Genomic DNA, 14,761 nt, shown 5'->3' on the forward strand with positions numbered 1-14,761 from the left:
CGGCGGTGGACGGAGCGGCGTCCGCGGCGGGGCCGGCCGTGGACGGGGCGGGGGCGGCGGGGCGGGGCGGGGAGTCGGTGTACCAGTACCGTTCGCGCTGCCAGGGATAGGAGGGCAGCCGCACCGGCCGCCCGCCCGGGTGGTGCCGCCGCCAGTCGACCCGCCCGCCCGCGATGTGGATCGCCGCGAGCGACTCGCGCAGCCGCGGCCAGGCGGGCTGGTCGCGGCCGAGCGACGCCGCCGCCGTGCCGGCCAGCCGGTGGTGGCGCAGGCACTCGCGCACGGCGCCGGTGAGGACGGCGTGCGGGCTGATCTCCACGAACACGGTGGTGGCCGCGCCCGCCACCTGTTTCACCGCGGACGCGAACCGCACGGGCTCGCGCAGGTTGCGCACCCAGTAGCCGGCGTCGAGGCAGGCGCCGTCGGCCGGTTCGTCCAGCACCGTCGACCACATCGGCACCCGCGCGGCGGACGGCCGCACATCGCGCAGCGCCAGCAGCAGATCGTCGCCGAGCTCGTCCACCTGCGGGCTGTGCGAGGCGAACGCGACCTGGATCGCGCGATGGTGGACCTCGCGCCGGTCGAACGCCTCGGTGATCTCGCGGAGCGCCGCCGGGTCGCCGGACAGGATCGTCGAGGACGGGCTGTTGACGGCGGCGACCGCGACCCTGTCCCGGTACCCGGCCAGCGCCGACTCGGCCGCGGCCTCCGGCAGCGCCACGGAGATCATGGCACCCCGGCCGCTGATCCGCCGGGCGAGCCCGCTGCGGCGGCAGATGACCGCGGCGGCGTCCGTCAGCCCGAGGCCGCCCGCCACGCAGGCCGCGGCCACCTCGCCCATGCTGTGCCCGATCACGATGTCGGGCTCGACGCCGAGGGAGCGCCACAGCGCGGCGAGCGCCACCTCGACCGCCCACAGAGCCGGCTGGATCTCCTCCGCGCCGGACAGCGGAGATCCCGTCTCGAGCCTTCGCAGCACCGACCAGCCCGTCTCGGCCTCGACCGCCTCCGAGCAGCGCCGCAAGGCGTCCCGGTAGACCTCCGACGAGGACAGCAGGTCGCGCGTCATCCCCTGCCACTGGGACCCCTGCCCGGGGAAGACGAACGCGATGCGGGCCCGGCCTGCCGGTTCGTCGTCGTTCCCGCCGACCACGCCGGGCGCGGCGCCGGTCCGCCCGTACGCGCGCAGGGCGACGGCCAAGGAGTCGTGGCCGGAGCCGATCGCCACCAGGCGGTGCTCGTGATGCTTGCGCCGCATCGCCGCCGTGTCGCAGATGTCGGCCAGATCGGACGCGTGGCCGCCGCCGCCGGGCGACAGGAAGCCGGAGGCCGCCATGGCCGCCTCGCGCAGTGCCTCGGGCGACCGCGCCGACAGCGTGAGCAGATGCTCTCCGGTGACGGGAAGAGGGCCGCCGGGCGATGGCTCCGTCCGGGCGGCGTGCTCGCCCAGCACGACGTGGACGTTCGTCCCAGAGATGCCGAACGAGCTGACCCCGGCCACCGCCGCGTCCGGCCCGGTGAGCGGTCGTGGCTCGGTGGGCAGTTCGAGAGGGGAGTCCTCCCACGGGAAGGCCGGGTTGGGCTCGCGAACGTGCAGCGTCGGCGGGACGGTGCGGTGGTGCACGCACAGCGCCGCCTTGATCAGGCCGGCGATGCCGGCGGCGGCCTCGGTATGCCCGATATTGGACTTCACCGACCCCACCAGGCAGGGACGCCCGGGCGGCCGTCCCTCGCCGAGGACGTGGCCGAGGGCCGCGAGCTCCACCGCGTCGCCCACCCGCGTGCCGGTCCCGTGCGCCTCGACGTAGCCGACGTCGCCCGCCTCCACCTGAGCGGCGTCGAGCGCCTGCCGGAGCATGTGCTCCTGGCCTTCCACGCTCGGCGTCATCAACAGGCCGTTGCTGCGCCCGTCGTTGTTGACCGCGCTGCCGAGGATGACGGCGTACACCCGGTCGCCGTCGGCGACGGCGGTGGGCAGCGGCTTGAGAACGACCACCCCCACCCCGTCGGAGCGGACGAAGCCGTCCGCGCCGGCGTCCCCGAACTTGCATCGGCCGTCGGGCGCCAGCATGCCCGCGTCGGAGAAGGCCAGGCCCTCGTGCGGCAGCAGCGCCAGGTTGACGCCGCCGACCAGCGCCGTGGTCGACTCGCCGAGCCGGATGCTCTGGCATGCCAGGTGGACGGCGGTCAGGGACGCCGAGCACGCCGTGTCCACCGAGACGCTCGGGCCGCGCAGGTCGAGGTGGAACGACGCGCGGCCGGGCAGCGAGGCGCGGAACTCACTGCCGACAAGGCCGTAGATGTCCGGATCGGTGTGCCGGCAGAGCATCTCCCAGTAATTGGAGGTCGCCTGGCCGACGAACACGCCCGTCCGGCTGCCCGCGAGCCGCTCGGGGCTCAGACCGGCGTCCTCGATCGCCTCCCACGCGGCCTCCAGGAAGAGCCGGAGCTGGGGGTCCGCCAGACGCGCCTCCCGGGGCGCCATGTCGAAGAAGGCGGCGTCGAAGCCGTCGATCGCGGTGAGCCGGCCGCCGTGCCGGGTCCCGGCGCCCGTGCCGGGAAGGGGCTCGCCGGGTGCGGCGCCCACCGCGTCCTTGCGGTCCATCAGCAACCGCCAGAATTGTTCGGGCCCGTGGGCCCCCGGGTACCTGCAGGCGATGCCGGTGATCGCGATTCCCGCCGGTTTTCCCGATCTTTCGTTGAGCCGGTCCATAGCTGACCTCGCCTACGCTCAACCATCATTTATTGAAATGTAAACGGGAGTCCAGATTTCTGGCAAGCAAGGTGAAAAGCGCGATTCACCTGCTGCGGCGATAACCGATCATGTCTGACCTGCGCGAACGTGCGGAGAATTCCGCCTCAGATCACCGGTGCGGCGTCGCGGCGACGCCGCCGCATGGCTGGACCGCAGTCTGTCCTTGGATCGTGATCCGCCCTCCACGAGGGCGCCGCCGGAAGCGGCGAAGACCGTCCGGCGCCCGGCGGATACGCCCTACCCCGTTCGCGGCCGGAGATGCCGCACCGCGGCGGGAGCCGGGCGGCCGGGCTTCGGTCGCCGGCGTCGCCCGGGCCGAGATGGTGAGATACCGAAAGATCTACGGCGGCGCCGGACGACCGAACGCCTGCACGCGTCCCGGAGCCGTGGGGGTGGCGCTGGGGCGGCAGGGTTGCGGACATGTGACGCAGTTCACAAGGGTGTCCGAAATAACCGGGGACGTCCTCCCCGTTTGCACGTAGGTCTCAGGAACCGGGGAGTCTCTCCCCGGTTCGCGGCAGAGGACGGAAGGGAGCACCGCTGTGGGGGCCGTGAGCACGACCGCCGAGCGGAGCCATGTTCAGCGGCTGCGGGCGGACGCGTCACGCAACCGGGAGCGCATCGTGGCCGCAGCGCGTGAGGCGTTCGTGGAGTACGGAGCCGAGGTGACTCTCGACCAGATCGCGCGGCGGGCCGGAGTGGGCAACGCCACGATCTACCGGCACTTCGCCGACCGCCCGGAGCTCATCCGCCAGGTGACCCTGGAGGTCATGAACCGCATCCTGAAGCTGGCCGAGTCGGCGCTCGCCGAGGAGCCGAACGCGTTCGAGGCGCTGCGGCGTTTCGTGCACGGCGCCACCGAAGAGCGAATTGGGGCCCTGTGTCCGATTTTTTCCGACGGTTGTGAGAGAATCGCCTCGGCGCTCGCCCCAGAGCGCGCCCGTCTCGAACGGGCCGTGGAGGCCATCGTGCAGCGGGGGCGCGACTCGGGCCTCCTGCGCCCGGACGTGACCCCCGGTGACATTCTGATCGCACTCTCCCAGCTCACCCGGCCGCTGCCGGGTTCCGGATGCCTGAACCTCGACAGGTTCGTCGATCGTCATCTGGAGCTCTTCCTCGACGGACTCCGTGCTCCGGCGCGCTCCATCCTCCCCGGAGCCGGCGCGACCTTCGAGGACCTCAATCGGCGGCCACCGACCACGACGCCGACCGCCTGAGATCCCTGCTCCGGCAACAGATCGCTCTCTGCCCCTCACCTGCCAATTCGGCATTTCTGCACCGTAAGTGAGTTAACGCATGTCTGAAACAGCCCAGGTCCAGCCGGACCCCCGGCGCTGGAAAGCCCTCGGATTCATCGCCATAGCCCAGCTGATGGTCGTGCTCGACGCGACGATCGTGAACATCGCCCTGCCGTCCGCGCAGCTGGATCTCCATATCTCCGACGCCAACCGCCAGTGGGTCATCACGGCCTACGCCCTGGCGTTCGGCGGACTGCTCCTGTTCGGCGGCCGCATCGCCGACCTGTGGGGCCGCAAGCGCGCCTTCATCGCCGGCCTGATCGGCTTCGCCCTGGCCTCCGCGATCGGTGGCGCCGCCGGCAACGAGGCGATGCTCCTCGGCGCCCGCGCGCTCCAGGGCGCGTTCGGCGCGCTGCTGGCGCCCGCCGCCCTGTCGCTGCTCGCGGTGATGTTCACCGAGGCCCACGAGCGGGCGAAGGCGTTCGGCATCTACGGCGCCATCGCGGGCGGCGGCAGCGCCGTCGGCCTGATCCTCGGCGGCTTCCTCACCGAGTACCTCGATTGGCGCTGGACGTTCTACGTCAACATCCCCTTCGCCGTCCTCGCCGTCGTCGGCGCCTTCCTCGTCATCCGTGAGCCCGCCGGGACCCACAACGGGCGCGGCCTCGACGTCCCCGGCGTCGTTCTGGCCACCCTCGGCCTGGTCTCCCTGGTCTACGGCTTCACCCGCGCCGAGTCCGACGGCTGGACGGCGAACGTGACCATCGGCCTGTTCGTCGCGGCCGTCGTGCTGCTCGTCGCGTTCGTGCTGGTCGAGAGCAAGGTCAAGGCGCCGTTGCTGCCGCTGCGCGTGGTGATGGACCGCAACCGCGGTGGCGTGTACCTGTCCCTGGGGCTGGCCATCATCGCGATGTTCGGCCTGTTCCTCTTCCTGACCTACTACCTGCAGGCCGTCAAGGGGTACTCGCCGGTGCGGACGGGCTTCGCCTTCCTGCCCATGGTCGCGGGCATGGTCACCGGCTCGACGCAGATCGGCGCCCGCCTGATGACCCGCGTCCCGCCGCGGCTGCTGATGGTGCCGGGCTTCCTGGTCGCCGCCGTCGGCATGCTCATCCTCACCCAGATGAAGGTCGACAGCTCGTATGCCGGCCTGGTGCTTCCCGCGGAGGTCCTGCTCGGCCTCGGCATGGGCACGGCCTTCATGCCGGCGATGAGCCTGGCCACGTTCGGGGTGCAGCCGCGCGACGCGGGTGTGGCCTCCGCGATGGTCAACACCTCCCAGCAGGTCGGCGGCGCCATCGGCACCGCCCTGCTGAACACCATCGCCGCCAGCGCCGTCACCGGCTGGGTCACCTCGCACGCCGCCCAGGCGCGGACCCTCGGCAAGGCCGCCTTCGCCAACGAGGCGGCGGTGCACGGCTACGCGACCGCGATCTGGTGGGCCGTGGGCATCCTGGTCCTGGCCGCGGCCATCGTGCTGACCCTCGTCGACAGCGGCCACCAGGGGCGCCGCCCCGCCGCCTCGACCGGCGAGGACGGTCACGAGGACGCCCCGGCCGTCCCGGTGCTCGCCCACTGATCCGAGTCCGTACGACTCCAGTTCGCGCAGGCCCGTCGTGCACGCCGTCCAGGGCCGGGCTCACATCGGCCCTGGCGTGCGGAGGGCCTGAGCCGGAACCCTCGGACACGCGTAGGAAGGCCGCTCCCAGTCTCACCGGGAGCGGCCTTCCGTCGTTCCGGCCGGCGGCCGGTCACCCCTCCGACCGGCCCCGGCGGTGACCACCGTCAGGGGGTGTAGATCTCCTGGAACTTGACGATCTTGCCCTGGTAGACGGTGATGAGCGCGGGGCGCCGGTCGTGCTTCAGGCGGGCGAGGAGCACCTTGCGGGAACAGCGCTCGACGCCAAGGGCGCGGCGGGCGGTCATCTCGGTGCCCTCGCAGCCGGTGGCGCTGTAGAAGGCGACCTTCGACGACACGGGTGAGGCGTACGCCGTCACGTCGCCCTCCGACGGGCCGGCGAAGTGCCCTTCGGTGTTGCCGGTCTTGTCCCGCACCCACTTGATCGGCGTGTACTCGGCCACGCCGCCCTTGTAGTAGGTCACCCAGCCGCGCAGGATGCCGTCGTGCCGCGGGCTGATCCTCTTCGTGAAGTCGTGACGCGGGTCGGTCTGGAAGGAGGTGCCGAACACCTTCGGCTGCTTGAAGTGCGGGAGTGCGGCCGCGTCGGCGGCGAGCGTCCCGGTCGCGAGCGCGGCGGCGACCGTCGCGGTGAGCGCGGCGGTGACCGTCGCGGCACGGGCGAGGGCGCCGAGGGTTCCGGGCTGCTTCGGAGAAGACTTCATGCCCTATGAGAGTGCGCCGCCCGGCACTTTGTTCGGCGGACGAGAGCGGATGTTCGCCATGACTCACGCGGCGCCGCCGCCGCTCGGCGGAATCCCGATCACGCCGGGCCCGTACCAGCCGGCCCGCGGGGGATCGTCGGCCGTGACCTTCTTCGGCCGCTTCAGGCCGGGGAGGAGATCAAGGTCCGGTGAAGGAGGAGACGACGAGCCAGGCGGCCGAGATCGCCACGACGACCAGTATGGCGAGGTCCCTGCGCCGGCGGACGGCCCCGGCGGCGCGGGCCGCCCGGCCTGCGAGCCGTTCGCCTGGTGGTGTGGAGCCGGCATCGGTCGTGGCGACCGGTGCCCGGTACGCGCGGACGGTGGCCACGACGGTGAGGGCGGCGGCGAGCAAGAGATGCCAGTGCACTTCGCGGGGGAGTTCGGCGAGGTCGTCGGCCAGGTAGCCGACGATCCACACCAGGTCGTGCAGGGAGAGAAGGACGCGCAGGGAGAGAAGGACGAAGAAGACCCCGGCCGCCGTGCCGGCGAGACGTCCCCACCGCGCCGAGACGGTTCCCGTGGCCGCCGCGGCCAGCGCGACGATGACCACCGGCAGTCCGGCCACGTCGGCGGTGGAAGCCCACAGCCACACGACGTCCAGCGGCGTGTCCGGGGTGTGGACGACGCCGGCGACCAAAGGGCCGACGTCGATCACGGGTGTCCGGCAGGCCGCCGCCGTCCACCCCGCGACCGCGGCGGCGGGCACCCAGAGGAGGACTCCGCGCCTCGCCGGTGGAGGTGGCGACGAAGCCGCCGCGATCAGTGAGACCACGGCGGCCGCATAGCAGGCGATCAAGATCCAGGGCGGAGAGAACGCGAGGTCCGTGCCGGTGCACGGATCGGTGCCCGGCATGCCGGCCACCGTGACCAGGGCGAGCGCGAGCGCGGCGCCGATGGCGCAGACGGACGCGCCGGTGGCCTTGCCCGGCCATCGGAGCAGCAGGCAGGCCACGACCACGGGCAGCAGCGGCCTCGCCCAGAACAGCGCCTCGACGAGCACCCTCTGCGGCGAGTAGGGATAGGAGACGGGCAGGGGGCAGAACCATCCGGTGCTCCGCATGTCCGCCCCGAAGGGCGCCGCGATCACCGGGCCGGCCGTGGCGAGCACCGCGCCGAAACGAAGCGGTGCAGGTCGTCCCGTCCATGCTCTGGAGATCCGTGCCATGGCGCCTTCCGGTCTCGCAAAGCAGATCGATCCGGCGAGAGAGTAGTGCATGACGGGCTGTCCGTGAGGCGGCGAAGGTCGCACGACGCTTCGCCGGCCGGTGTCCGGGCCCGCCCCCCTGCCTGCGGCGGCCCGGAGGGGCACGCATCGCTCGGGGTGGTCAGCCGGCGGTGCCGGTGTCCGGGAGACGGCGGAGGTCGGGGAGGCGGAGGGTGGCGACGGCGCCGCCGTCGGGGGCGTTGGCGAAGGCGAGCGAGGCGCCGATGACGCCGGCCTGGCCCAGCGCGATGGTGAGGCCCAGGCCGTGCCCGTGCCCGCGTTCGGCCGCGCCGGTGAGGAACCGCTGTGGCCCGCAGGCGAGCACGGCGTCGGGGAAGCCGGAGCCGTGGTCGCGTACGACGATCGACGTCCCTTCCACGGTGATCTCGACCGGCGCGCGGCCGTGGCGGTGCGCGTTGACGAGCAGGTTGGAGATGATCCGGTCGAGGCGGCGCGGGTCGGTCTCGGCCGTGGCGGCGCCCGTGACCGTGATCCGCGCGGGGAGCCCCGTGCGGGCCGCGGACTCTTCGACGACGTCGCCCAGCGGCACCCGTGCGAGGTCGGCGCGTTCGACGCCCGCGTCCAGCCGCGAGATCTCCAGCAGGTCCTCGACCAGCACCCGCAGCACCCGGACCCGGTCCCTGACCAGCTCGGTCGCCTCGCTCTCCGGCAGCAGCCCCGCGGCCGTGACCAGGCCCATCAAGGGGGTGCGCAGCTCGTGGGCGACGTCGGCGGTGAAGCGCCGTTCGCTGAGCAGGCGATCTCGCAGGCTGTCGGCCATCAGGTCGACGGTTGCGGAGATCTCGCTGATCTCGTCGCCTCGGCGGCCGGCGAGCACGGCCGCGGCTTCGGCGTTCCCGCCGTGGTCGCGTCCGGTGGTCCGGGCCTCCAGGTCTCCGGCGGCGATGCGGCGCGCGGTGCGGGCCACCCGCCTGAGCCGCCGGTTGGGCAGCTCGGCCGCCAGCGCGGCCGCGGGCACGACGACGGCGAGCGCGGCGAGCGAGGCCATCACGATGTGCCGGTCGAGGGCGCGCAGGCTGCGCATGTCGGGCCCCATGTCGATCTTCACGGCGAAGGTGCGTCCCCCGGAGCGCTGAGCCGCCCACATCCACGGGATGCCGGGATCGCGATCGTCGTACCAGGTGCTGACCTCTTCGGTGTACGGCAGGAGCCGCGCCAGGCCGGGAGGGATCTCCGCGGTTTCGACCACGCCGGCGTCGGAGCCGGGCCCGGTGCGCTGGTGGGGGTCCATCGCGGACAGCAGCGCGACTTCGGCCCGGCTCTCGCCCAGGTCGAGGGCGCGGTCGAAGGTGCTGCGGTGGACCAGCAGCCCGACGACCAGCGCCACCGCGCAGGACGCCACGGCCACCAGCGCGGCGATCTTCCAGCGCAGCGAGCTCAAGTTCAGCGAACTGAACCTGCCCGATGTGCTCGAAGCCGGAGGGATCGTGTTCGGCCGGCTCTGGCCAAGGCTCGGCGGGTTCGGGGTCAGGGAATCCGGGTTCGGCGGGCTCGGGTTCGGCGGGACGTGTGCTCCGCGCGCGACGGCGTCGTCCATCTCAGCGCCGCAGCTTGTAGCCGAACCCGCGGACCGTCTCGACGCGGTCCGCCCCGATCTTCTTGCGGAGCCGCTGCACGCACAGGTCGACGACGCGGCTGTCGCCGTCCCACCCGTAGTCCCAGACGTTGCGCAGGAGGGTCTGCCGGTCCAGCACGATCCCCGGATGCGCCGCGAACTCCAGCAGCAGCCGCAGCTCGGTGGGCGCCAGCGCGACCTGCTCGCCCGCCCTGAACACGGCGAGGCCGCCGGTGTCGATGGCGAGGTCACCGAACACGAGCAGGTCGACGGGGGCGGACGCGCCGTCCGTCGCCGGTTCGGCGGAGGGCGTGAGGCCCGCGTCCGCGGACGGGACGGCGGCAGAGGCGGGGGTTGGGGCGGGGGCGAAGGTGGCGCGGCGCAGCAGCGAGCGGATCCTGGCCACCAGCACGGACATCTCGACGGGCTTGACGACGTAGTCGTCGGCGCCGGCCTCCAGGCCCGCCACCACGTCGAGCGCGTCCCCGCGCGCCGACATCATCAGGATGGGCGCGAGGCTCGTCTCCCTGATCTTCCGGCACAGGCCGATGCCGTCCAGCTCGGGCAGCATCACGTCGAGCAGCAGCAGGTCGTGCCGCCGCTCGCGGAACAGTTCCAGCGCGGTCAGGCCGTCGGCCGCCACGTTCACCCGGTAGCCGTAGCGCTCCAGCGCCATCGCCACCGTCTTGCGGATCACCTCGTCGTCCTCGACCAGGAGGATCGTGACCGGCTCGGACGTGCCCCCGTGCGCAGTTGAATCGGACATCTCCTCCAACCTATAGCCGCCCGCGGAGTCGGCCGGCGCGTCGAGCCGCCCGGCCGGGCCCCTGACCGGCTCGAAGCCGCGCCGGCCGGGCGGGAGCGAGATCCACGCGGGCAGGTCGAAGAGCCAGGCGGCCCGGGATCTCCGGAGCGCGGCCTCCGTCAGGAGGCATACGGCCACGATCACCGCGGTCATGAGCACCGGGTGGACGGCCGCGAGCACGAACCGCGCCTGCGGCCCCGCGTGGGACAGCGGTGCGGCGAGAGCCTGGTGCAGCAGGGCGAGCACGGGCATGTGGATCAGGTACACGGGCAGGGTACGGCGACCCAGCCAGGCCAGGCCGTCGCCTATCAGGGGGACGGCGGCCACCAGCGGAGCGGCCGACACGCCGAACACCGTGGCCAGTCCGCAGACGGCCGTCCAGACGCCGGGCAGGCGCTGCGCGCCGGTGACCGTCATCGCGGTCAGCGCCAGCGCGTACCCGGCTCCGATCAGCAGGGTCCGCCGCCCGCCCGTGGTCGCGGCGAGCCGTTCGGCTCGCGGGCGCAGGTGCAGCCCGGCCAGGAAGAACACCAGGTTCTGCAGCAGCGAGGCGCGGTTTCCCTCGGCCGGCACGATCCCGGCCGACACGGTGACGGACAGGGCGAGGGCGGCGGCGATCACCAGGGGCGGGGGCAGCCGGCGCAGGGCCTTCGCGGCCGTGAAGTAGAGCGCGAGGGCGTACAGGTACCACAGGTTCGGCGGGTTGATCGTCAGTTGCCCGGCGAACTCCGCGAGGTCGTGCGCGCCGGCCGTGTCGAAACCGGGCGCCAGATCGAGCAGCACCGTGTGGATCGACACCCATAGGACGAACAGGTACAGGAATCGCACGATGCGGGAGCGCGCGACCACGCGCCAGGGGCGCTGGAAGGCGCCGGTGGCGAACATGCCCGAGATCGTGAAGAACAGCGGCATCCGCAGCGTCAGGAGCTGGTTCCCCGCCAGGCCCCACAGGCCCGGGATGGGCACGCCGAGGTGCCAGCCGATCCGCAGGTAGTCCTTGGTGATCACGTGCCAGAGCACCACGAGGAGGATGCACGCGCCCTTGGCGGCGTCGGCCCACACGGTACGCGGCGGCGCGTACGGTGCCGGCGCGGCGGCTTCCGCAGCCCGTCCGGCCGCCTCGCGGACCCGCCCGGCTGTGCCTCGCGGAGTCAGCCCGGCCGGCGGCCGGGTTCGTGCGGCGGGGACGGGCGCCGGCGGGCGGGGCGCGCAAGACGTGCCGGATGCGGAAAGGGAGGACATCGCTGGACCACCTTGGGGAGAAACCGGTGCGCCGTACCGGCCCACCAGGGCAACCCTGGACGGGGCACATGTCCGCACTGTCGTGGCGGCACGTCAGCGACGGCTCAGCTGTGTATCGGCTGCGCTTCGGTGATCGCGCGCGTGGGCGCTCCGCTCCTCGGGCCGGCGAGCGCGCGGTACACGTGCGCCAGGGTGGCGGCGCCCGAGCCCGCGAGGAGCACGGCAGGGATCAGGTACATCAGCGTGGAGGCGCTGAGGTCGAACGGCGCCAGCCCGGCGGCGGTGCGCAGGAGCGCGACCGCGAACAGGGACGCGTACCCGGCGATCGCCGCCGCGACCAGCCGCGCCTGCCGGCCCCGGCCCACCCCCGAGAGTCCCAGCAGCCAGGCCTGCGCCATGAAGACCTGGATGGCGTGCATGGGGACGGCGTGGGCGTACTTCATCGCCCCCGCGAGGCCGTACGTGGTCATCGACCGGGTGAGCAGGTCGGCTCCGGCGTCCAGCAGCGCCTCGCCGTGGAAGATCATCCAGAGGCCCACTCCCTGCGCGGCGAGCAGAGCCACCAGCCCCGCCCTGATCGCCCACGCCATCGGCGCGGGCGCCGTCGTGCGGACGAAGGACAGCACCGTCATGACCGCCATGACGAGGATGGTGACGCCGATGGTGATCCCCGCGGCCGTGAACAGCGCGCCGTCCAGCGGGTTCGTCCCGTTGAAGTGCGAGGGGACGCCGCGGGCGTGCTGCACGCTCACCCAGATCACCTCGATGGCGGTGGAGGCGCACAGCAGGATGCTCAGCACCCATCCGATCCAGCGCCGCATCGGCAGGTACGCGGCGACCGCGGCGAGCGTGACGGTGGTCACGCCGAACGACAGGCCGAAGGTCACGGGCTTGCGCCAGGACAGCGGACCGGACGCCGAGCCGCCGGTCACGGCCCAGATGCCCGCCTGCACGAGTCCCGCCGCGGCCAGCGCCGCGCCGGTGAGGTACATCAGCCGCCGGTCTCCCGGCGCCTCGTCCCAGGCCCTCCGCGCCGAGACCCGGACGGCCCTGAGCAGCTCCCGCACCGCGATCCGAGGCGACCCTTTCGACGACGTCCCCAAGGCGGCCGGCACGCCCGGCGTGCGGGGCCCCGCCGCCGGGGCCCGGTCCGCGCGCCTCGCGGGCGGAGGGGAGGTGACGGGCTTTTCCGGCGTGCGTGCGGGCACCGGCCGGGGGATCGCGGTGGACATCGGAGCCTCCTTGAGGAGTACGGCGACGGCATGGACGCCGAGGACACTCCGGACGGTAGGCAGTGGCCCCCCGCGCCCGGATCCCCCGCGCTCCCCAACTTCCGGCTCCCCCGCGCCGGGGAGCCGCCCGCCGCCCTCCCCCGCCGGAGGGACGCCGCGGGCGTGCCGGGACGTCCGCCGATCCCTCTGGCGGGGGAGGCCCGGCGCGGTCGCGAGGACGGATACTGGCGGCATGGGAACCGGCCGATCATCGAACCCCGTGGCGTGGGCCAAGACGCACCCGCTGGCCGCGGACGCGTCACTCGGCGGGGTGCTCGCGGCCGTCTCCCTGCTCGCGCTCGCCTTCCAGACGCGGGCCGAGCACCTGCCGCCGCCGGGCACGGCCGCGGTGGTGCTCATCCTGCTGATCAACGTGCCGCTCGTGTGGCGCCGGCGTCATCCGTTCTGGGCCAACCTGGCGGCCGGCGTGGCGTCGGGGGTGTACGGGGCGACGCCCCTGCCCGACCTGGTCACCTCGGTGCCACTGGGCGGTCTGGTCGCCATGTACAGCATGGCCGCGTGGTGCGACGACCGCCGCAGGTCGGTGGTCGTCGGCCTGATCAGCGGGGCCGCCGTCGTGGCCGTCGCCGTCTACCCGGCGACCGACAGCGACCTGCTGGACTTCGCCTTCGGCGCGCTGGCGCTGGGCAGCGCCTGGGTGCTCGGCGACAGCGCCCGCATCCGCCGCGCGTACACCGCCGAGCTGGAGGCGCGCACCGCCTGGCTGGCACGCGAGCAGGACCTCGAAGCGCGGCGGGCCGTGACGGCCGAGCGTGCCCGCATCGCGCGCGAGCTGCACGACGTGATCGCCCACCACGTCAGCATGATGGTGGTGCAGGCCGAGGCGGGCCCGGTCGCCGCCGAACGCGACGAGCTCGCGGCGGCGCGGGCGTTCGACACGATCTCCGGCATCGGACGGCAGGCGCTGGTCGAGATGCGCCGCCTGCTCGGCGTGCTGCGCGAAGAGACCGGTGACAAGGACGCCGGGCTCGCGCCGCAACCGGGAGTGGCCCAGCTCCCCGGCCTGGTCGAGCAGGTGCGCCTGGCCGGCCTGGAGGCGGTGCTGGAGATCGAGGGCGATCCGGTTCCGTTGCCGGCCGGAGTCGACCTGTCGGCCTACCGCATCGTCCAGGAGGCGCTGACCAACGTGCGGAAGCACGTGGGCCCGGCACGCGCGCGCGTCCGGCTGTGCTACGGCGACCGGGAAGTCCGCGTCGAGATCCATGACGCCGGCCCCCGCGATCAAAACCGGAACGGGCCGGCCCTGGCTCCCGCACCGGACGCGCGAGAGGTGACGGCGGGAATGGCCGTGCCGGACGGGCGGGGAGTGGCGGCGGTCATGGCCGTTCCGGACGGATGGGGGGTGGCGATGGGTAAGGCCGCGACGGGCCGGCGCGACGCGCCGGTGGGGGAGGCGGTGCCGGGGCCGGAGGTCGCGCACCACGCGGCGAACGGCACGCGTGGTCATGGCCTGGTGGGCATGCGCGAGCGGGCTCAGCTGTTCGGAGGCGAGCTGACCGCCGGGCCCGCCCCTGGCGGAGGCTTCACCGTGGTGGCGCGGCTGCCGATCGGGGGGACCCGATGAGCATCAAGATCGTGGTGGCGGACGACCAGGAGCTGGTGCGGGCCGGCTTCCACATGATCCTGGACGCGCAGCCGGACATGGACGTGATCGCCGAGGCGGCCGACGGCGCCGAGGCGGTCGCGGTCGCCCGCCGGCTCCGTCCCGACGTGGTGCTGATGGACATCCGGATGCCCAGGATGGACGGGCTGGAGGCGACCCGCCGGCTCGCGGGACCGGGAGTGGCGTACCCGGTGAAGGTGCTGATGCTCACGACGTTCGACCTCGACGACTACGTGTTCGAGGCACTGAGAGCGGGGGCGAGCGGCTTCCTGCTCAAGGACCTGCGCCGGGACGACCTGGTCAACGCGGTGCGCGTCGTCGCGGCGGGCGAGGCGCTGCTCGCCCCCTCGGTCACCAGGCGGCTCATCGGCGAGTTCGCCCGCCGCCCGCGCCCGCCCGAGAAGGCTCCCGCCGCCCTGGAGACGCTCACCGCCAGGGAGCGCGAGGTGCTGCAACTCATGGCCCGCGGACGGTCGAACGCCGAGATCGCGGCCGGCCTGGTGATCGGCGAGCAGACGGTGAAGACCCACGTGAGCAACATCCTGGCGAAACTGCTCCTGCGGGACCGGGTCCACGCGGTGATCCTGGCCTACGAGGCCGGCCTGATCGAGCCCGGCGTCGCCTGACGGGCGGCGAGAGGCGGGATCACCCGCTCCGGCGG

The 14,761-nt window shown here is 73.3% G+C and carries 10 protein-coding genes; 4 read left to right on the top strand and 6 right to left on the bottom strand.

Annotated features, from left to right (window positions below; translation table 11 throughout):
- A partial coding sequence (locus ACFO60_RS23965; protein WP_380843662.1) for a type I polyketide synthase occupies nucleotides 1-2,713 on the bottom strand: 2,713 nt, incomplete at its 3' end.
- 584 nt (nucleotides 2,714-3,297) lie between these two features.
- Between ACFO60_RS23965 and ACFO60_RS23970 the strand changes: the two genes are divergently transcribed.
- Both ACFO60_RS23970 and ACFO60_RS23975 read left to right on the top strand, forming a co-directional pair.
- Entirely contained in the window at nucleotides 3,298-3,972 is a 675-nt protein-coding gene (locus ACFO60_RS23970) for a TetR/AcrR family transcriptional regulator (RefSeq protein WP_380843664.1), read from the top strand.
- A gap of 79 nt (nucleotides 3,973-4,051) precedes the next feature.
- The gene (locus ACFO60_RS23975) at nucleotides 4,052-5,572 is read left to right on the top strand and encodes an MFS transporter (RefSeq protein WP_380843666.1); all 1,521 of its coding nucleotides are present in this window, start codon (nucleotides 4,052-4,054) and stop codon (nucleotides 5,570-5,572) included.
- Nucleotides 5,573-5,778: 206 nt separating this feature from the next.
- On the opposite strand, the gene ACFO60_RS23980 is transcribed toward ACFO60_RS23975, so the two are convergent.
- From ACFO60_RS23980 to ACFO60_RS24005, 5 genes are all read right to left on the bottom strand, one after another.
- Entirely contained in the window at nucleotides 5,779-6,336 is a 558-nt protein-coding gene (locus tag ACFO60_RS23980; RefSeq protein WP_380843668.1) for a hypothetical protein, read from the bottom strand.
- 178 nt (nucleotides 6,337-6,514) lie between these two features.
- Nucleotides 6,515-7,486: a hypothetical protein gene (locus ACFO60_RS23985; RefSeq protein ID WP_380843670.1), complete on the bottom strand. Its 972-nt coding sequence runs from the start codon at nucleotides 7,484-7,486 to the stop codon at nucleotides 6,515-6,517.
- Nucleotides 7,487-7,703: 217 nt separating this feature from the next.
- Nucleotides 7,704-8,984: an ATP-binding protein gene (locus ACFO60_RS23990; protein WP_380843672.1), complete on the bottom strand. Its 1,281-nt coding sequence runs from the start codon at nucleotides 8,982-8,984 to the stop codon at nucleotides 7,704-7,706.
- 157 nt (nucleotides 8,985-9,141) lie between these two features.
- Nucleotides 9,142-11,205, bottom strand: a complete 2,064-nt coding sequence (gene cseB, locus ACFO60_RS40850; protein WP_417765085.1) for a two-component system response regulator CseB — start codon at nucleotides 11,203-11,205, stop codon at nucleotides 9,142-9,144.
- Between the two features lie 104 nt (nucleotides 11,206-11,309).
- Nucleotides 11,310-12,437, bottom strand: a complete 1,128-nt coding sequence (locus tag ACFO60_RS24005; RefSeq protein ID WP_380843674.1) for a hypothetical protein — start codon at nucleotides 12,435-12,437, stop codon at nucleotides 11,310-11,312.
- A 232-nt stretch (nucleotides 12,438-12,669) separates the two neighbouring features.
- On the opposite strand from ACFO60_RS24005, the gene ACFO60_RS24010 reads away from it, so the two are divergent.
- The gene (locus ACFO60_RS24010) at nucleotides 12,670-14,061 is read left to right on the top strand and encodes a sensor histidine kinase (protein WP_380843676.1); all 1,392 of its coding nucleotides are present in this window, start codon (nucleotides 12,670-12,672) and stop codon (nucleotides 14,059-14,061) included.
- Entirely contained in the window at nucleotides 14,058-14,726 is a 669-nt protein-coding gene (locus tag ACFO60_RS24015) for a response regulator (protein WP_380843678.1), read from the top strand. The genes ACFO60_RS24010 and ACFO60_RS24015 overlap by 4 nt, the downstream gene beginning before the upstream one ends.
- Nucleotides 14,727-14,761 lie beyond the last annotated feature (35 nt).

It is taken from the genome of Sphaerisporangium dianthi (genome assembly GCF_042654065.1).
Taxonomy (GTDB): domain Bacteria; phylum Actinomycetota; class Actinomycetes; order Streptosporangiales; family Streptosporangiaceae; genus Sphaerisporangium; species Sphaerisporangium dianthi.

Bases quoted from the DNA above. Each gene is read 5' to 3' on its own strand.
- ACFO60_RS23975 (WP_380843666.1), top strand. From the start codon at position 4,052: ATGTCTGAAACAGCCCAGGTCCAGCCGGACCCCCGGCGCTGGAAAGCC.
- ACFO60_RS23980 (WP_380843668.1), bottom strand. From the start codon at position 6,336: ATGAAGTCTTCTCCGAAGCAGCCCGGAACCCTCGGCGCCCTCGCCCGT.
- cseB (WP_417765085.1), bottom strand. From the start codon at position 11,205: ATGTCCTCCCTTTCCGCATCCGGCACGTCTTGCGCGCCCCGCCCGCCG.
- ACFO60_RS24005 (WP_380843674.1), bottom strand. From the start codon at position 12,437: ATGTCCACCGCGATCCCCCGGCCGGTGCCCGCACGCACGCCGGAAAAG.
- ACFO60_RS24010 (WP_380843676.1), top strand. From the start codon at position 12,670: ATGGGAACCGGCCGATCATCGAACCCCGTGGCGTGGGCCAAGACGCAC.
- ACFO60_RS24015 (WP_380843678.1), top strand. From the start codon at position 14,058: ATGAGCATCAAGATCGTGGTGGCGGACGACCAGGAGCTGGTGCGGGCC.